The sequence below is a fragment of the Saccharopolyspora hattusasensis genome, assembly GCF_050972075.1.
GTDB classification, from domain to species: domain Bacteria; phylum Actinomycetota; class Actinomycetes; order Mycobacteriales; family Pseudonocardiaceae; genus Saccharopolyspora; species Saccharopolyspora hattusasensis.
In genome coordinates, this window is the sequence record NZ_JBPCDC010000001.1 from 5,778,937 (window position 1) to 5,794,872 (window position 15,936).

Below are 15,936 nucleotides of genomic sequence, written 5' to 3' on the forward strand. Positions count from 1 at the left end.
ACACATTGACACAGGATCCGGAACTGTCAGTAACCCTGTCGCGCGACCTGCGTGTTCCACCGCTGGGTGAAGGACCGTGGTGGGGGCAAGGCCAGGGGCGATTCGGTCTCCGCGCGGCGCCCATGCGGGAACACCACTGGCGAACCCGAGGACACCTGGGGCGGCTGCGGCTCCAGGGACGTGGAGGCGGGTTCGGCCTGGTGCGAGGCGGGCTGGCTATCCTCTATCCGGCGTGGGGCACACCGGACCCACCCGAGAGGAGTGACGTGGCAGCCACCGAGAACGCCCGCCGGCTGGCTCTGATCGCGGCGCAGGCCGCGGCGGACAAGAAGGCCACCGATGTGGTCCTGCTGGATGTCTCCGAGCAGCTGGTCATCACAGACTGCTTCCTGATCGCTTCGGCGCCCAACGAACGGCAGGTCGAGGCGATCGTCGATGCGGTCGAGGAGAAGCTGCGCGCCGCCGGGACCAAGCCGGTGCGCCGGGAGGGTGCGCGTGAGGGCCGGTGGGTCCTGCTCGACTTCGTCGACGTGGTGGTGCACGTCCAGCACTCCGAGGAGCGCGCGTTCTACCAGCTGGAACGGCTGTGGAAGGACTGCCCGCGAATCGAGTTCGAGGACCAGAACGCGCCCGCCGAGGCCGACTCGCCGGACGCCGAATCGTGAGCCTGGACCGGTTAGTCCTCTGGCGGCACGGCGAGACCGACTACAACGCCGCCGGCCGTCTCCAAGGACACCTCGACAGCGCGCTCACCGAGACCGGCCAGGAGCAGGCGCGGCGCACGGCGCCGGCGATCGCCCGGTTCGTCCCGGACACTGCCATCAGCTCCGACCTGAACCGTGCGCGCACCACCGCAGCGGCGTTCGCCGAGGTCAGCGGGGCTTCGGTGCGGTTGGACAAGCGGTTGCGCGAGACGCACCTGGGGGAGTGGCAGGGGCTCAGCGGCGCGGAGGTCGAGCACGGCTGGCCTGGAGCGATGGGCACGTGGCGGGCGGATCCGACGTGGGCGCCACCGGGCGGCGAGGCCCGCGTCGAGGTCGCCGAGCGCGCGCTGGAGGTCGTCGAGGAGCTCGAATCCCAGCACCACGCTACCGCGTTGCTGTGCGCGCACGGGGGGTTGATCACCGCGCTGACGGCGAAGCTGGTCGGTCTGCCGCTGGACCTGTGGCCGGGGCTGGGCGGCATCAGCAACTGCCACTGGGTTGTGCTGAAGCGGCGGAGCAACGGCGATCACCGCTGGCGGTTGATGGCTTATAACGCCGGGGTACCGGTCGAGGGCTGATCGCATTCCGACCGCGACATCGTAGGGTTGCGGCGTGCCAATTGCAGTCGTCACCGACTCGACGGCGTACCTGCCGGCGGGATACGCCGAGCGGTACGCGGTGCGGACCGTTCCGTTGCACGTCAGCGTTGATGGCGCCGCCGCGGTCGACGAACCCGTTTTCGGTCCTGGTGATCTCGCGCGTGCCTTCGACCGCAAGCACCGGGTCACCACCGCGGGCGCGACGCCGCAGGAATTAGCGCAGGCGTATCAGGACGCGCTGGACTGCGGCGCGGACGGCGTGGTCGCGGTCCACCTGTCCCGGCAGCTGTCAGGCACCTGGGATGCGGCGCGGCTGGCCGCGCGCGAGGTGGATCCGGAGCGGGTCCGGGTCGTGGATTCCCGATCTGCGGCCATGGGGCTGGGTTTTTCGGTGCTCGCGGCGGCCGAGGCGGCGAAGTCGGGAGCAGGGTTGGCCGAGGTGGAGCGCGCCGCGGTTTCGACGGCCGAGCGCACGACGACTTTGTTCTCCGTGCAGACCTTGGAATACCTGCGGCGTGGTGGCCGGATCGGAACCGCCGCCGCGGTCTTGGGGACGGCGTTGGCGATAAAGCCGCTGCTGCACGTTCATGACGGGCGCATCGACGCGTTGGAGAAGGTGCGCACGACCACTCGGGCCATGGCTCGGTTGTTGGACATTTCGTTGGGGGCAGCGGGTTCCGGCGCCGCCGCGATCGCGGTGCACCACCTGGCCGCGCCGGAGCGAGCCGAGCGGCTCGCCGGACGGATCCGGGCCGAACTCGGGGAGTCCGCCGACTGCGTCGTTTCGGAGGTCGGCGCGGTCATCGGTGCGCACATCGGGCCCGGAGCGGTGGGTGTCGTGGTGCTCCCGAACGGGTGGCGTTCAGGAGCTTGAAAACCTTTCGGTGGGCGGATTCCACACCTTCGAGCTGAATCTGGGGGCGATTTCCTCCACTGTGCTCTGAGCGACGAAAAATAAAGCTGCGCAACGTGTTTCGTCTCCCCTACCGTCGATCTCATGTTTGTGACGCGGAGTTTTCATTCCAGTACAGGCGAATCCGAGGAGCTCGACCCGAGGAGCAGGCTGCAAACCCTGCGGCGACATGCGTCCTTCGACGAGCCGGCGGAGCGCGCCGGCCCGAACTACTCGGTGACGCCGCCGGATACCGGATCCGGTTCGCCTTGGCGGCGACTGGCGGAGAGATGGCTTCCCGAATCCCTGCTGAAGTCCAGAGCGGACCCCGGTCGGATCGGTGTGCTCGCGCTCGCCCTGGTGGCGTTGGTGGTCCTGGTGGGTGTGGTGGTCGGGGCGTGGGCGAACCAGCCGGCCGCCGAACCCGTGCCGCCGCCCATCTTGCCGCCACCGCCACCGGTCACGACCGCGGCGCCACCAGAACTCGTCGTCAGCGTCGTCGGCCGGGTGACTCGCCCGGGGCTGGTCACCGTGTCGCCGGGCGCTCGGGTGGCCGACGCCGTCGCGGCGGCCGGTGGCCCGCTACCCGGCACCGATCTAACAGGTCTCAACCTGGCCCGCCGGGTGGTCGACGGCGAACAGCTCTACGTCGCCGTGCCGCCGCCACCGCAGGCGTCGTCCGGCCAGCCCGGAGGCGACGGCAAGGTCGACCTGAACACCGCAACGGAGGATCAACTCGATGAACTACCCGGCATCGGCGAGGTCACCGCCAAGCGGATCGTGCAGTGGCGGGCGGAACACGGCCGGTTCGACTCGGTGGAGCAGCTGCGTGAAGTCGGCGGCATCGGCGAATCCCGGTTCGCCCGGCTGCGGGAAGTGGTGCGGGTGTGATCGCAAGACTCGACCTGCGCCTGGTGCCGACCGCACTCGCGGTCTGGGCCGTGACGTTGACCGGATTGCTGGTGGGCTGGTTTCCGGCCGCGGTCTTGGCGTTGCTCTGCTCGTTGGCCGCGCCACTGGTGTGGAGGGCGGCGCCGACCAGGCCGGCTGCCAGGGGCACCCTCGCGGTCCTGCTGCTGGCGGGCGTTGCCGCGACCGGAATTGCGGTGCGCGCCTACGGCGTCGAGCACCACCCGGTGCGACTGGCAACCGAGCACGGCGAGCGGGCAACACTGCGGGTCGTGTTGACCAGCGCGCCAAGGCCGTTGCGCGGCGCGGCGTTCGGCGCCCGACGAGCGGCGGACAGGTCGTTGGTTCGCGCGGAGCTGCAGTCCGGTGAGCTCGCCGGGCGTCGAGTGCGGGCGGGCGGAGCGATGGTGCTGCTGGTGCCGACTGCAGGATGGCGGGATCTCATTGCCGGGCAACAGGTGACCGCGACGGGAAAGCTCTCCCCGCCGCGTGCGGGCGAGCTCACGGTCGCCGCGCTCCAGGTGTTCGGCCAACCGGCCGATGTCGGGGCGGCTCCGGGCTGGCAGCGCGTCGCGGAAGACCTGCGGGAGGGCCTGCGGCGGGTGTCGGCCGACGTGCTCAGCCCGGCCGCGGCGGGACTGCTGCCGGGGTTGGTGGTCGGCGACACCGGGAGACTGCCACCGGAGGTGGAGCAGAACTTCGAGACGGCCGGTCTGTCTCACCTGACGGCGGTTTCGGGGGCCAATCTCGCGATCGTGTGCGGCGCGGTGCTCGTGCTACTGCACCTGGTCGGCGCGGGGCCGGTCATGTCGGCCGGCGGCGCGGGCGCGGCGCTCGTCGGTTTCGTCGTCCTGGCGGGGCAGGAACCGAGCGTGCTGCGCGCGGCGGTGATGGGTGCGATCACGCTGCTGGCGTTGGTGCTTGGCAGGCAGCGGTCGGCGTTGCCGGTGCTGTCCGCGAGCGTGATCGGTTTGCTGCTGATCCTGCCCGACCTGGCGATGAGCGCGGGATTCGCGCTGTCGGTGGCGGCCACCGCCGGACTGGTGGTGTTGGCACCGGTGTGGTCGTCGGCATTGCGGAGGAGAGGAGTGCCCATTGGATTAGCGGAAGCGATCGCCGTTCCGCTGGCGGCGCACGTCGTCACGGCTCCGCTGATCGCGGCCATTTCCGGCGAGGTCAGCCTGGTGGCGGTACCGGCGAACATGCTGGCCGGGCCTGTTGTCGCGCCGGCGACGGTGTTCGGCGTGCTGGCCACCGTGGCCGCGCCGGTTTCGACCTGGCTGGCCGGTGTGCTCGGCTGGCTGGCGGCGCCGGAGCTGGAGTGGATCATCCTGGTCGCGGACCGGGCGGCGGCGGTTCCCGGCGCGGCGTTCGACTGGCCATCCGGCACCGTCGGCGGGTTGTTGCTGGCGGCGCTCGTGGTGGTCGGGCTGGTCGCTCTGCGCGGCAAGCGGATTCGCTGGGCGGTTGCGGTCATGGTGCTGCTCGCGGCGCTGGTGCTGGTGCTGGTGCCAGTGCGCACGATGTTGCCGGGCTGGCCGGTGCCGGGTTGGAGCATGGTGGCCTGCGACGTCGGTCAGGGCGACGGGCTGGTGCTGGCCACCGGTGGCCCGGACGAGGCCGTGGTGGTCGACACCGGACCGGATCCGCAGCGGGCCGCGGAATGCCTGCAGCGGCTGGGCATTCGCCGGGTAGCGCTGGCGGTGCTCACCCACCTGCATGCCGACCACGTCAGCGGACTCGCCGCGCTGATGGGCAAGGTCCCCGTTGGCGCGGTCGCAATCGGCCCGCTGCGAGAACCGGCGTGGGCGATGGACGACGTGACCAGAGATGCCCGCGCACACCGGGTTCCTGTCGTGCCGCTGCTGTCCGGGCAGCGGGTGGTCTGGCCGGGACTGGTCCTCGACGTGCTCGGCCCAGATCCGGTGCTGGCCCGCGCGCAGACGGCCGACGACGCCAACGACGCGTCGATCGTGCTGCTCGCGACCACACCGGCCGGGCGGGTCTTGCTCACCGGTGACGTCGAACTGCCCGGTCAGGGGCGGCTCATGTCGTCCGGTGCGGATCTGCGAGCCGAGGTGCTCAAGGTGCCGCACCACGGATCCCGTTACACCACACCGCTTTTCCTGCGATCAGTGCGTCCGCGACTAGCTGTGATCAGTGTGGGAGACGGTAACACCTACGGTCACCCGAGCCCGTTCGTCGTCGACGACCTGACTCGTGCGGGCACGAAAGTGCTGCGCACCGACCAGGAAGGAGACATCGCCATCCTGCCCGGCCCGCAGGGGCCCCGCTATGTCGCCAGGGGAGGCCCATTGCGCGCGGGCGAGTCGTAGGACGGCAGCGGCGTGCCGGGCGCCTTCGAGGAAGTCCTTTGTAGACGAAGGCGCGGCGTCACCGTCGTGCGGTGACGCCGCGCGTCTCGAGTCGGGTGGGGTTCAGAGCCCCAGCGCCTCAACCGGATGCCCTCGCGGACCTCGTCGTCGCTGACGTCGTCGATGGCGCCGCCGGACTTGCGCACGATGTCCAGCCCCACCTGAGAATCCTCGGGCGGGGGCTTTTCGTGTTTCTGGTGTTAGCAGGCGAAGTCGAACTCGCCCTTTTTCGCGCCGTCGAGGAAGGCCGCGAACTTGACCCGCGTAGTCGACAGGATCACGCCTTTGTTGTCGCTCTCCAACAGGTGAACGTTGTCACCATCGGCTGCGACGTGCAGGCACTGGCTACCCTCGAGGTGGCTCTTGCTGGCCTTGACGAACTCCAGCGCTGCGCCGTTGACCATGAGCTTCATCATTTCCGTGCTCCATCTCTGGATCACGGGCCGCAGCGAGGACGCTAGCGGATCGATCCTTGGAGATCGATAGGCTAATCGGGTCGTCGCAGCTGGATCTTGCTGCTGGAGATCGGGTTCGAATCACCTGTGATCGCGTCGAAGATCTTGCCGTACTTCGTCTGCTCCCATTTAACATCGCCGACGATGCTCAGCTTGTCGCGATGTACGACGTGGAACTTCCCGTCGTCGATCATGCGCGCCATGTAGTCGTAGACCCATCCTGGTGCGTTGGTCTGGTCCCAAAACGCTCCGCAGGCGAAGCAGTCGAGCCGGAAGACGGCTTGCTCGATCAGGGCCGGGAAGTGCGCAGCTTGCAGACTGACGCTCTCGTAAGGATGCAAACACCGATGCGGGGGTGCCCAAATCTGGCTCGGATACTCCGGATCGCGGCCGGCCGGTATGCCAAGGTCGTCAAAATCCATGACTAGTCCTCTCAGCGGCAGCGCCGTGTTGTCAGTGATCACGGGCCGCGCCCAGCAGCGTAGCGCGCTGTAGTGATCGTGTGACAGTGGGCACACTCCGACTTAATCCGCATCCCAGGCGTACCGAAGCTCGTAGCTTTCCGCGGGCATCACCATGTCGTTGACCTCGACGAGACGCCCGTTGCTGTACGTAAGCCGCTGGACCGTCAGGACTGGCCCGCGGCCAAGGCCGAGCGCCTGCTTCTCGTTCGCATCCGGCATCTTCGCGCCGACGATCTCTTCATGGTTCGTCACCGGGAACCCGAGATCTTCCAGCCGGGCAAACACACCACCGGGGCCGGTGTCCTCCTCTTCAACCGCGGTTCCGCGGGTGATCTCACGCGGGTACCGGGAGATCGCGAGCATTACGGGTTGTCCGTCCGCGGTCATGACTCGGTCTCGGACGTAGACCTCCGCAGTCTCGTCCATCCCGAAGAGCTCCGCGAAGTCCTGTGCCGGCTCGAACCACATGCGGACCGACGTCGCCGGGGTGAAGCCCTGGACCTGCGCCTCTGCCAGGAACGCCCCTTCGTTGCACTCCCGCCTCGCCCGGGACAAGCGCTCTCGCGAGTCGAGCCTCTTCACTACCCGAGGGGATGCCACGAACACCCCGACCCCGTGTCGCATTCGCACCAGCCCGGCATCCCGGAGCTCCGCGAGCGCTTGACGGACCGTCGTGCGCGAGGCGTCGAACCGCTGGATTAGCTCGGGTTCCGCGGGCAGCTTGTCTCCGACCGCCCAGGCACCCGAAGCGATCTCGCCTCGAAGAATCTCGGCGATCTCCTTGTAGCGGGCTGCCGCATTCATTCGGGACCTCTCACACGTCTGGGTCGTCTTCCCTGGCTCTCCATGAAATCACTTGTTGGCCTCTTGCCGAAACTCGATCGACATGCTTATCGTATCACTCGTCTCATACGAGTATGACGACTGGAACGAGCGGAGCTTCCAATGGATGGCTTCTCCTTGGTTCACAACACACCTACGCCCCCGCCCGAAGATCCCGAGGTTGCCTACTGGATTTGCCCGCCAGCGGAAGACTTCCGGCACGCCACGTCGCAGCGACCAGGCGCGCTTCAGCACGGCTGCACGATCACGGCGCTGGGCGGATGCGACCTGAAGATCCCGTGGTCGACCCCGTATGGGTCGACACCGCGGAGCGCGCACGTCATAGATGAGTGCCCACGCTGCGCAAAGGTCGTCCTGGATCAGGGCCTCGTGTCCCGTACTTGGGACTTCTAAGACCGCCCGGCCGGTGGTACCGAGACCGCAACGGAGCGGATCACGGGCCGCGCCTACCGGACCGGGCAGCCGTCCCCGCGTCTCGCGTCTACTCGGGCGCGGGGACGGTCCAATCTTCGCCCGAGCTTTCGTCGCTGACCAAGTTCGCCATCAGGAATGAGGCAACTCGATGATCATTTGGGGATGTGCGATCGGTCTCGCTGCTGTGGCGAGCATCGCGCTGTGGGCGACGTTCTACTACGCCCCGGCGCGCCACGCCGGTGGTGGGGAGGGCGCGTTGACGGTCGCCTACCTGCTCGCGCGGGTGGAGGCCGAGGCGCGCGGACATGGCCGGCATCGGCTGCGCGAGGTCACGATCCGCGGGGACCTGGCCGAGGACCTCGCCGCAGTCGAAACCCGGCTGCTGCCGCTCGTCGAGTCAGGTTTGCCGGTCGATGACCGGGAAGCGATGGCGCGACACCCCGGAATGCTGCGGCGACTTCTGTTCGCGTTGCAGACCCTGTAGCCCGGTGGGAGCACCGCAGCTGATCCCACGGCCGGTGCTCCCACCGCAACCAACGTACTTGCGCCGTCGTCGGCCAGGTACACGGATGGTCAGGCGACGGAAGCCCCCCGACGTCGTCTGACCATCCACTCCAGTTCCCCGGCGCGGAACGGCCGACCGACCCGACATGGCGGCCGTGGTGGGGTCGACGAGCGGCAGTGCGCCGCAACCGGCCCCACCGCGCCGGGGGACCTGCCACGCTATCCGGCGCGGCGAACTTCAAGAGGGGACGGCGTGTCGGCGGTCGGTGATCTCGATCAGGTATTGGTGCAGGTGGTTGATCGGATCACGGTCGTCCTCGGCTTTCTCACCGCCGCACAGGATGCCTGCGATGAAGCCGGTGAAGTCCTGGGGTTCGCACTGGAAGGCAACCGCCGACCCGGCGGCACTGTAAGTCCTCGCGGCGGTGGAGCCGACCAGCGACGAGTTGATCCACGCCTACCAGCCGGCACACCGCGTAATCGAGCTGATCACCACCTACCGCCGAGGTCTCGAGGTCCAGCAAGCCGTCGACGCTACACCGCCCAGCGCTGCGCACCCCTCGACTGCGGGCCGTATCCCCACTGACGCAGCTCACGACGGACGATGGGTCGAGCAGATACGGAAGCGTTTGCCTGAATTCACCGGCGGGCAGACCACCGGAGTGGTGTACGACCGCGATGGAACCGAGTTCCGCACCACCAGCGGCCGGGAGTCGGACATTTCCGAACGAGTGCGCTTAACGCTGCACAACTCGGAGGTGTTCGTGCCAATCGACAGCCGCGGCGCGCCAGCGGTGTTCACTCACGTCGAAGCCAAGTACGCGCAGCGAATGCGGGACATCGGGCAGACCTACGGCATTGTCGTACTCAATCGGGCGATATGTGACATGGAACGTGGATGCGGTGCCGCAGTTCGCGCGATCCTGCCCCGCGGGTCGGTCCTGGTGGTTTGGGAGCCGGGTGCAACGAAGCCCATCGAGCTGCATGGAGAGGCGAGACCATGACGATCGAGCAGACGCAGACCGTGGTCACGGCGGTTTTTCACCACATCTTTCGATATGCCCGCACTGCCGACGAGATCACAGAGCTGATGCGCGTGATCGTGGAGCAGCCACCGGAGCCGGTCTGCGAGGTGTACGTGTGGGACCGGCCGTGCCGGTCGTTCCGCGAAGAGGACGGCCCCGCGTTCCCCGGCGCCGGCCGACTGCGCGTCACCAGCAACCCGGCTTCGGGCTGGGCAGCGCTCAACTACATGCACCCAGGAGCTCCGGACGGCGCTTTGGTCGACTCGCTCAACCCGGACGTCACCGAGGACACCCCGGCGCTACTGTTCGACCCCGAGGGCGACCTGTGGTTCCCGGCCTCGGCGTCACTCCCACTGGGGAGGGTGCGCGAGGCCATCGCCGAATACTGCCGTACCGGGGCGCGGCCGATGTGCGTGCAGTGGCAGCCCGGCGAGTGGTACTGACCCGAAAACGCCGAACGCGCCCCGTACCCGTGAAGGGATGCGGGGCGCCACGAATGTGAACAGGTCCACCAACCACAAGAGTCCCAATGTGCGAGAGATTCAACGTCGAATGCCCCGAGTGCGGGGGCGAGTTCCCTGCTACGCGCGACGACAACGGCCGTACTGAGTTCGTCTTGCACCGGATGGCCTCGGCGCAACCGAGTGCCCAAATGAGGGCTTGACCCCGGCCGTCAGGACAGCGCCGGTGGCGTAGGTACTGACGAGGCCCCACGTCCTTGTTGACGTGAGGCTTTCTGCGTTTAGCAAAGGTTTGTTCATACACCTGACGGCGGTTTCGGGCGAAGTCGATTCGGGAGTGGGTCCTATGTCGATTCTGTGTGCCACAGTCGGTAAATCCGCAGTTCAAAGGTAAGAAGATTGACCCATCTGTGGGCCAACTTTCGTGCTCTTCTTGGCCCTTTTTGACCCATCCTGGGCTTGAACTTTTGTGCCCGCGCGAGGGTGATGGCTATCCCAGTGGCCCCATCAAGGTGCACAACATCGGGTGCGCCGACCCCGTCGAGCCTCGGCCCCACTGTCTACGTGCTCGGCGCGTCCGACGCGAAGGACTTCTTCAAGCAGCCGTTTGCCCGCATGCCTCGACCTCCGCGGCCTGGCAAGAGACGTGCTTCTTGCTTGATCGCGTGGTGTCAGGGTCTGGTCGATGCTGGGGGCATGTCCGTTGCGGAACTGCGTACTCAGTTGACGAACCTGGCCGCCCAACTCCCCGTATCCTCGCTCTCCACGGCCTGCCGCGGCGCCGAGGACGCCCGGGCGAGTCTGACCTCCGCCTGGAGGGGAAGCGATCACCCTTCGGCGCAGGCAGCGGTGCCCGCGGCATCTGCGGCTTCGGACCGTCTCGCTGGCATCATCGAGGCCCTGGAGCAAGCGGTCGAGGACATCGCCGCCTACAACGAACGCCTGTGAGCGATGTCGGCGCTCACCGAGACCATCAGCAAGCTCCACAGCGCCCTCAGTGTCCTCCCCGACGGGGCAGTTCAGGAGGCGCACCAGCGGCTGGCCGACGATCTTCTTCCGCGACTGGCGGCCTTGGCCGCCGGCACCCATCAAGCCAGCCGCCTTGCCGCAGCACACGTCCGGCTGGCCGCGCTGCCCGTCGAGCTGGACCAGGTTCGGGACCTCCTGCAGACCGTGCGGAGCCACACCGAGGAATGGATCAACCAGCACGGCGGCACCGCAGCGGTCTCCGCAGCATCGTCCCGGCCTGCGGCGGCCCTCGGCACCTCGGAGCGAACGACCGCGGGGTGGGTTGCTGCCTATCGCGCCCGGCTGGAGCATCCCTGGCCGTACGGCAAGCCTCTCCAGGGGTGGCGGCTGGCGGGTGGCGACGGTTCGAGCGATCGGGAGCTGGCCAGTGGGACCAAACTGGCCTCCGGCCAGACCGACCCGTCCTACACCGCCGCGGTCCAGCGTGCCCGTGAACTCGGGTTGGCTCGCGGCGGCTTCGTGCCTGACATCGCCCGGCACATCGAGATCAAAGAAGCCTCCACGATGACCGCGGGCGAGACCCGGACCATCGTGATCGGGAAGGACCCGTGCGGTATCGACCCGGTGACCAATGTCAGTTGCCACCGGTTCCTGCGCTACTTCCTCCCGCCCGGTGCCACACTCATCGTCTACGGTCCCCGCGGGGAGCCGTACCGGTATGAAGGGAAGCGCACGTCGTGACGATCCAAGCCCAGTACTGGGCCTACGAACCCGACCAGCCGCCCGCCGAGCACGTCGCCGAGCTGGCCACACCCGAGCAGGTGCGCGAGTTCGTGACGCTGCTGTCCAGCGACCAGGTCAGCGACGCCCTGCTCACCCATACCCAGCGCCCCCGGATGGAGACGCTGATCCCGGACGAGGACGACCCCGATGCGTTCCTGACCGTGCCGGACCACTCCGTGATCGCCGGCGTCCACGGTGACCGCGGCGCGCTGTCCTACCAGGGCAACGACGGCCACGGCACTGAGCCGGTACACCTCTACAGCCACGGAGACGGTCCCGAGCGGCCCGTGTTGTACGAAACCGACGAATTCCCCCCGCACTGCGAAGTCACCATCGACGCGATCGCGGAGGCGTTGATCGCGTTCCTGCGGACCGCCAAGCGTCCGGCCACGCTGACCTGGCAACCCGCACACGACTGCGCCCGCCAGTGATCCCGTCGGCGGCATGCCGCCGGCATCGATCGAACGGATGTGCGAGCGTCTGGGTGCGGGTGAACTTCGAGTCGGACGGGGAGGTCGTGGTGGCAGTCAAGCTCGTCCACACGACGCGGTCACAAGAGGTGCGGTTCGGTGATCGGGCAACGGCCCAGCACTACGCCGCCCAGTAAGGCGGACTTGACGCATGGCGGGTCCTGCCGGGTCGGCGAGTCATGTTCCATGGCCCTGGCGAGCAGGAACTCGTCCAGCTCCTTCAACTCCAGATCATCCGCCGGCCGCCACCCGAGGTACTGGGTGACCAACCGGAGATGGCCGGTGCGTGTTGGGGCGCGACGCCCGTAGGAGCGGATGGCCTCGGGCTTGACCTGGAGCTGCTCGGCCAGCCGCGCTACCGCCGCCGGTGGTGTGGCGACGTCGTCGGGCACGAAACCCAGCCAGGGCAACGTACACAGCGCGACTGAGAGTCCAAAGCGGTCTGTGGGGCCACGTCCGCGACCGGGTGCGACGAACGCGTTGTCGGCTGGAGTCAGGGTGAAGAACCGGAACAGCTCCTCACGTCCGATCCCGGGAAATCGGCGCAGGGCCTCAAGTTCCTGGTCGGTGAAGACCTGAGCGACCAACCCGCATCCCTCGCCACAGTCCGAAGATCCGCAGTTCAGAAGCTTAGTCGATCATATCCGTTCAAAATTTCCCGGATACTGCGGCGACCCCCAGATTCGGTGCTGGCCCGCGCGCAGAGGGCCGACGACGCCAACGACGCGTCGACCGTGCTGCTCGCGACCACACCGGCCGGGCGGGTCTTGCTCACCGGTGACGTCGAACTGCCCGGCCAGGGGCGGCTCATGTCGTCCGGTGCGGATCTGCGAGCCGACGTGCTCAAGGTGCCGCACCACGGATCCCGTTACACCACACCGCTTTTCCTGCGATCGGTGCGTCCACGACTAGCTGTGATCAGTGTGGGAGACGGCAACACCTACGGTCACCCGAGTCCGTTCGTCGTCGACGACCTGACCCGCGCGGGCACGAAAGTGCTGCGCACCGATCAGGAAGGAGATATCGCCATCCTGCCCGGCCCGCAGGGTCCCCGCTATGTCGCCAGGGGAGGCCCATTGCGCGCGGGCGAGTCGGGTGGGGTTCAGAGCCCCAGCGCCTGGTTGACCGCGTCGGTGCTCGGGGCGACGGTGGCCTTCGGGCCGATCTGGTCCTGCACCGCGTCCAGGGTCTTCAGCCCGTCACCGGTGATCAGCAGCACGGTCTCGGCGTCCGGGTCGATCTTGCCCGCCTCGATGAGCTTCTTCGCCGTGGCCACGGTGACCCCGCCGGCCGTCTCGGCGAAGATTCCCTCGGTGCGTGCCAGCAACCGGATGCCCTCGCGGACCTCGTCGTCGCTGACGTCATCGATGGCGCCGCCGGTCTTGCGCACGATGTCCAGCACGTACGGGCCGTCGGCGGGGGCGCCGATGGCCAGCGAACGGACGATGGTGTCCGGCCGTACTGGCTGGACCACGTCGTGGTCGTTCTTGTACGCCGTCGACACCGGGGAGCAGCCGGTTGCCTGCGCACCGAAGATCCGCACCGGGCTCGGCTCCACCAGGCCGACCTGGCCGAGCTCGTTGAACCCCTTGTAGACCTTGGTCAGCTGCGAGCCGGAGGCGATCGGCACAACGATCTGCTCGGGGATGCGCCAGCCGAGCTGCTCGGCGACCTCGAAGGCCAGCGTCTTCGACCCCTCGGAGTAGTAGGGGCGCACGTTGACGTTGACGAACGCCCAGTCCTCGTGCTCCGCGGCGAGCTCGGTGGCCAGCCGGTTGACGTCGTCGTAGTTGCCGTCGACGGCCAGCAGCGACCCGTCGTAGACCGCGCTCATCAGGATCTTGGCGCGCTCCAGGGTCTTGGGCACCAGCACCACCGAGTCCCAGCCGGCGCGGGCCGCCGCGGCGGCCACCGCGTTGGCGAGGTTGCCAGTGGAGGGGCAGGCCAACACCTTGAAGCCGAACTCACGGGCGGCGGCCAGCGCCACCGCGACGACGCGGTCCTTGAAGGAGTGGGTGGGGTTGCCGGTGTCGTCCTTGATCCAGATCCGCTTGACGCCCAACGCCTTCGCGAGCTTGTCGGCCCGGACCAGCCGGGTACAGCCCGGCTCGGTGTTCGGGTGCTCTTCGACGTTGGTGGGAACCGGGAGGAGCTGCTTGTAGCGCCAGATGGAGCGCGGGCCGGATTCGATGTCCTCGCGGCGGATCTTGCCGAAGTCGTAGGCGACCTCTAGCGGGGAGAAGTCCTCCAGCGAGACGAACTCCGGGGCCAACGGCTGCCGGTGGCCCTCTTCCTTGGATACCAGTTCGACGGCATTGCCCAGGTCGAAGGTCTTCTTCGGGGTCGTCTGGGCATGGGCGGCAGCAGTCATCGCGAGGTCCTCTCCTCATCTGTCCCGCGGACGGGTCGGAATTGGCACCGCTTTCGTCAGAGACCTCGCGGGTGAAAGCGCGATTCGCTGACGAACGGTTGCCGGGGCTTCATCGGGCCGTTCCCTCTGCCCCTCTGGATGAGCTATTCGGTTGTGCCAGCAACGCTAGTGGACCGCGCCGGGGTCTGGCCAGCACGATCCAGATGGCGGGAACGTCACGGGTGCGTGCGACGATGCGTGCATGAGCGCACCGGCCGTGGTCCCCGATCCGCTGCAGTTGGTTCTCGGCGACGAAGAACTGCTGGTGGAACGCGCGCTTTGGGCTGCTGTCGGAGCCGCCCGCGCGGCCGATCCGGCAGCCGAACTGCGCCGCGTGAAGGTGAGCGAACTCACTCCTCCGGAGCTGACCGAACTGCTCAGCCCATCGCTGTTCGCGGAGGGCCGGGTGCTGGCGGTGGAGTCCGCCCAGGACGCGGGCAAGGAGATCGCCGAGGCGCTGCTGATGCACGCCAAGCAGCCGGCGGACGGGGTCATGCTCGTCGTCGTGCACAGCGGCGGCGGCCGCTCCAAGCACGCCAAGGAACTACCCAATGCGCTGCGCAAACTAGGCGCGCGGGTCACCGAGTGCAACAAGATCACCAAGCCCGCCGAGCGGGAGGCGTTCGTCCGCGACGAGGTGCGCCGGGCCGGCGGCAAGACCGATGCCGCCGGGGTGGCTTCGCTGATCGAAACGGTCGGTTCCGACCTGCGGGAGCTGTCGGCCGCGGCGACGCAGCTGGTCGCCGACACCGGCGGCAAGGTCGACGAGACGGCCGTGCGCCGCTACCACCGCGGGCGAGCCGAGGTGACCGGGTTCGCGGTAGCGGAGAAGGCGGTGACGGGTGACCGGGCGGCCGCCCTGGAGGCCTTGCGGTGGGCTGTGCAGCTCGGCGTCCCGCACGTGCTGATCGCCGACGCACTCGCGGACTCGGTCCGCACCATCGGCCGCGTCGCCGCCGCAGGCGGTCGCAACGATCCGTTCCGGCTGGCAGGGGAGCTGGGCATGCCCGCGTGGAAGGTGAAGAAGGCGCTGGCGCAGTCCCGGGGCTGGAACGCTTCGAGCCTCGCGCAGGCGCTCCAGGCGGTCGCGGAGGTCAACGCCGGGGTCAAGGGCATGGCCGCCGACGCCACCTACGCCTTGGAACGCACCGTCCTGCGCCTCGTGGAGCTCCGCAACCAGCGTTCGTGATCGCACCAGTTTCCACCGAAATCGCGAAAGGCCCCTTCTCCGCGCGAAAGGCCCCTTCTCCGCGCGAAAGGCCCCTTACCCGGGTTTTGCCCGCGGGGAAGGGGCCTTTCGTAGTTCAGGCCTCAGCTCAGAGCTGGTTGGCGCGCTGCGCCAGCGCGGACTTCTTGTTCGCGGCCTGGTTCTTGTGGATGACGCCCTTGCTGGCGGCCTTGTCCAGCGCGCGGCTGGCGGCCTGCTGCAGCTCGATGGCCTTGTCCTTCTCGCCGGCGTCAGCGGCCTCGCGGAACTTGCGGATGGCGGTCTTGACCGCGGACTTCACGGCCTTGTTGCGCTGCCGGTTCTGCTCGTTGGTCTTGATCCGCTTCATCTGGGACTTGATGTTGGCCACTGTGGCGCCTCTTCCTCGTCTGTCGAACCGGTCGTGCCGCGCTTTTGTCGGCGCTGCGCTCAGGCAGGTTTCCTCCACGGCG

Annotated in this window: 19 protein-coding genes and 1 riboswitch; of the genes, 12 read left to right on the forward strand and 7 right to left on the reverse strand. The window is 68.1% G+C overall.

The window, feature by feature from the left end:
* Positions 1-266 precede the first annotated feature (266 nt).
* The 5 genes from rsfS (at position 267) to ACRXBZ_RS27660 (ending at position 5,440) form a co-directional block, all read left to right on the forward strand.
* Entirely contained in the window at positions 267-665 is a 399-nt protein-coding gene (gene rsfS, locus ACRXBZ_RS27640; RefSeq protein ID WP_168587005.1) for a ribosome silencing factor, read from the forward strand.
* Positions 662-1,282, forward strand: coding sequence for a histidine phosphatase family protein (locus tag ACRXBZ_RS27645; protein WP_433881571.1), 621 nt, complete (start codon positions 662-664; stop codon positions 1,280-1,282). The genes rsfS and ACRXBZ_RS27645 overlap by 4 nt, the downstream gene beginning before the upstream one ends.
* Positions 1,283-1,316: 34 nt before the next feature.
* On the forward strand, positions 1,317-2,177 hold the full coding sequence (locus ACRXBZ_RS27650; RefSeq protein ID WP_433881572.1) for a DegV family protein: 861 nt from the start codon (positions 1,317-1,319) through the stop codon (positions 2,175-2,177).
* A 123-nt stretch (positions 2,178-2,300) separates the two neighbouring features.
* Entirely contained in the window at positions 2,301-3,086 is a 786-nt protein-coding gene (locus ACRXBZ_RS27655; RefSeq protein ID WP_433881573.1) for a ComEA family DNA-binding protein, read from the forward strand.
* On the forward strand, positions 3,083-5,440 hold the full coding sequence (locus ACRXBZ_RS27660) for a ComEC/Rec2 family competence protein (protein WP_433881574.1): 2,358 nt from the start codon (positions 3,083-3,085) through the stop codon (positions 5,438-5,440). The genes ACRXBZ_RS27655 and ACRXBZ_RS27660 overlap by 4 nt, the downstream gene beginning before the upstream one ends.
* On the opposite strand, the gene ACRXBZ_RS27665 is transcribed toward ACRXBZ_RS27660, so the two are convergent.
* The 4 genes from ACRXBZ_RS27665 to ACRXBZ_RS27680 all read right to left on the reverse strand — a co-directional run bounded on the left by ACRXBZ_RS27665 (position 5,398) and on the right by ACRXBZ_RS27680 (position 7,202).
* The gene (locus ACRXBZ_RS27665; protein ID WP_433881575.1) at positions 5,398-5,640 is read right to left on the reverse strand and encodes a hypothetical protein; all 243 of its coding nucleotides are present in this window, start codon (positions 5,638-5,640) and stop codon (positions 5,398-5,400) included. The two genes, ACRXBZ_RS27660 and ACRXBZ_RS27665, sit on opposite strands and share 43 nt — an antisense overlap.
* 39 nt (positions 5,641-5,679) lie before the next feature.
* Positions 5,680-5,895 (reverse strand): DUF397 domain-containing protein, encoded by a 216-nt coding sequence (locus tag ACRXBZ_RS27670; protein ID WP_433881576.1) that lies wholly within the window; start codon positions 5,893-5,895, stop codon positions 5,680-5,682.
* A 71-nt stretch (positions 5,896-5,966) separates the two neighbouring features.
* A complete protein-coding gene (locus tag ACRXBZ_RS27675) occupies positions 5,967-6,356 on the reverse strand; it encodes a hypothetical protein (protein WP_433881577.1) in 390 nt (129 codons plus the stop codon).
* A 102-nt stretch (positions 6,357-6,458) separates the two neighbouring features.
* Entirely contained in the window at positions 6,459-7,202 is a 744-nt protein-coding gene (locus ACRXBZ_RS27680; RefSeq protein ID WP_433881578.1) for a GntR family transcriptional regulator, read from the reverse strand.
* A 601-nt stretch (positions 7,203-7,803) separates the two neighbouring features.
* Between ACRXBZ_RS27680 and ACRXBZ_RS27685 the strand changes: the two genes are divergently transcribed.
* The 6 genes from ACRXBZ_RS27685 (at position 7,804) to ACRXBZ_RS27710 (ending at position 11,828) form a co-directional block, all read left to right on the forward strand.
* Complete coding sequence (locus tag ACRXBZ_RS27685) at positions 7,804-8,139, forward strand: hypothetical protein (protein ID WP_433881579.1); 336 nt, start codon at positions 7,804-7,806, stop codon at positions 8,137-8,139.
* 445 nt (positions 8,140-8,584) lie between these two features.
* Positions 8,585-9,163: a DddA-like double-stranded DNA deaminase toxin gene (locus ACRXBZ_RS27690; RefSeq protein WP_433881580.1), complete on the forward strand. Its 579-nt coding sequence runs from the start codon at positions 8,585-8,587 to the stop codon at positions 9,161-9,163.
* Complete coding sequence (locus ACRXBZ_RS27695; protein WP_433881581.1) at positions 9,160-9,627, forward strand: Imm1 family immunity protein; 468 nt, start codon at positions 9,160-9,162, stop codon at positions 9,625-9,627. Before ACRXBZ_RS27690 ends, ACRXBZ_RS27695 begins: the two co-directional genes overlap by 4 nt.
* Positions 9,628-10,341: 714 nt before the next feature.
* Positions 10,342-10,593: a hypothetical protein gene (locus ACRXBZ_RS27700; protein WP_433881582.1), complete on the forward strand. Its 252-nt coding sequence runs from the start codon at positions 10,342-10,344 to the stop codon at positions 10,591-10,593.
* A 3-nt stretch (positions 10,594-10,596) separates the two neighbouring features.
* Complete coding sequence (locus ACRXBZ_RS27705; protein WP_433881583.1) at positions 10,597-11,355, forward strand: DddA-like double-stranded DNA deaminase toxin; 759 nt, start codon at positions 10,597-10,599, stop codon at positions 11,353-11,355.
* Positions 11,352-11,828 carry an Imm1 family immunity protein gene (locus ACRXBZ_RS27710; RefSeq protein ID WP_168589093.1) on the forward strand — a complete coding sequence of 159 codons (477 nt, stop codon included), beginning with the start codon at positions 11,352-11,354 and terminating at the stop codon, positions 11,826-11,828. The genes ACRXBZ_RS27705 and ACRXBZ_RS27710 overlap by 4 nt, the downstream gene beginning before the upstream one ends.
* A gap of 119 nt (positions 11,829-11,947) precedes the next feature.
* Here ACRXBZ_RS27710 and ACRXBZ_RS27715 read toward each other — a convergent pair whose 3' ends face one another.
* Both ACRXBZ_RS27715 and thrC read right to left on the reverse strand, forming a co-directional pair.
* The gene (locus tag ACRXBZ_RS27715; protein ID WP_433881584.1) at positions 11,948-12,454 is read right to left on the reverse strand and encodes a DUF4158 domain-containing protein; all 507 of its coding nucleotides are present in this window, start codon (positions 12,452-12,454) and stop codon (positions 11,948-11,950) included.
* A 515-nt stretch (positions 12,455-12,969) separates the two neighbouring features.
* Positions 12,970-14,238 carry a threonine synthase gene (thrC, locus tag ACRXBZ_RS27720; protein WP_433881585.1) on the reverse strand — a complete coding sequence of 423 codons (1,269 nt, stop codon included), beginning with the start codon at positions 14,236-14,238 and terminating at the stop codon, positions 12,970-12,972.
* A 12-nt stretch (positions 14,239-14,250) separates the two neighbouring features.
* Positions 14,251-14,383, reverse strand: a riboswitch (SAM riboswitch).
* Between the two features lie 96 nt (positions 14,384-14,479).
* Here thrC and holA point away from each other — a divergent pair.
* Positions 14,480-15,466, forward strand: a complete 987-nt coding sequence (gene holA / locus ACRXBZ_RS27725; RefSeq protein ID WP_433881586.1) for a DNA polymerase III subunit delta — start codon at positions 14,480-14,482, stop codon at positions 15,464-15,466.
* Between the two features lie 127 nt (positions 15,467-15,593).
* Here the strand turns inward: holA and rpsT are convergent, their stop codons facing one another.
* Positions 15,594-15,854 (reverse strand): 30S ribosomal protein S20, encoded by a 261-nt coding sequence (gene rpsT / locus ACRXBZ_RS27730; protein ID WP_010695744.1) that lies wholly within the window; start codon positions 15,852-15,854, stop codon positions 15,594-15,596.
* Positions 15,855-15,936: the final 82 nt, after the last annotated feature.

What these genes read in the sequence shown, in the direction of transcription:
- holA (WP_433881586.1), top strand. Translation starts at nt 14,480, where the DNA reads ATGAGCGCACCGGCCGTGGTCCCCGATCCGCTGCAGTTGGTTCTCGGC.
- ACRXBZ_RS27705 (WP_433881583.1), top strand. Translation starts at nt 10,597, where the DNA reads ATGTCGGCGCTCACCGAGACCATCAGCAAGCTCCACAGCGCCCTCAGT.
- ACRXBZ_RS27700 (WP_433881582.1), top strand. Translation starts at nt 10,342, where the DNA reads ATGTCCGTTGCGGAACTGCGTACTCAGTTGACGAACCTGGCCGCCCAA.
- ACRXBZ_RS27655 (WP_433881573.1), top strand. Translation starts at nt 2,301, where the DNA reads ATGTTTGTGACGCGGAGTTTTCATTCCAGTACAGGCGAATCCGAGGAG.
- thrC (WP_433881585.1), bottom strand. Translation starts at nt 14,238, where the DNA reads ATGACTGCTGCCGCCCATGCCCAGACGACCCCGAAGAAGACCTTCGAC.
- ACRXBZ_RS27675 (WP_433881577.1), bottom strand. Translation starts at nt 6,356, where the DNA reads ATGGATTTTGACGACCTTGGCATACCGGCCGGCCGCGATCCGGAGTAT.
- ACRXBZ_RS27695 (WP_433881581.1), top strand. Translation starts at nt 9,160, where the DNA reads ATGACGATCGAGCAGACGCAGACCGTGGTCACGGCGGTTTTTCACCAC.
- ACRXBZ_RS27680 (WP_433881578.1), bottom strand. Translation starts at nt 7,202, where the DNA reads ATGAATGCGGCAGCCCGCTACAAGGAGATCGCCGAGATTCTTCGAGGC.
- ACRXBZ_RS27670 (WP_433881576.1), bottom strand. Translation starts at nt 5,895, where the DNA reads ATGATGAAGCTCATGGTCAACGGCGCAGCGCTGGAGTTCGTCAAGGCC.
- ACRXBZ_RS27685 (WP_433881579.1), top strand. Translation starts at nt 7,804, where the DNA reads ATGATCATTTGGGGATGTGCGATCGGTCTCGCTGCTGTGGCGAGCATC.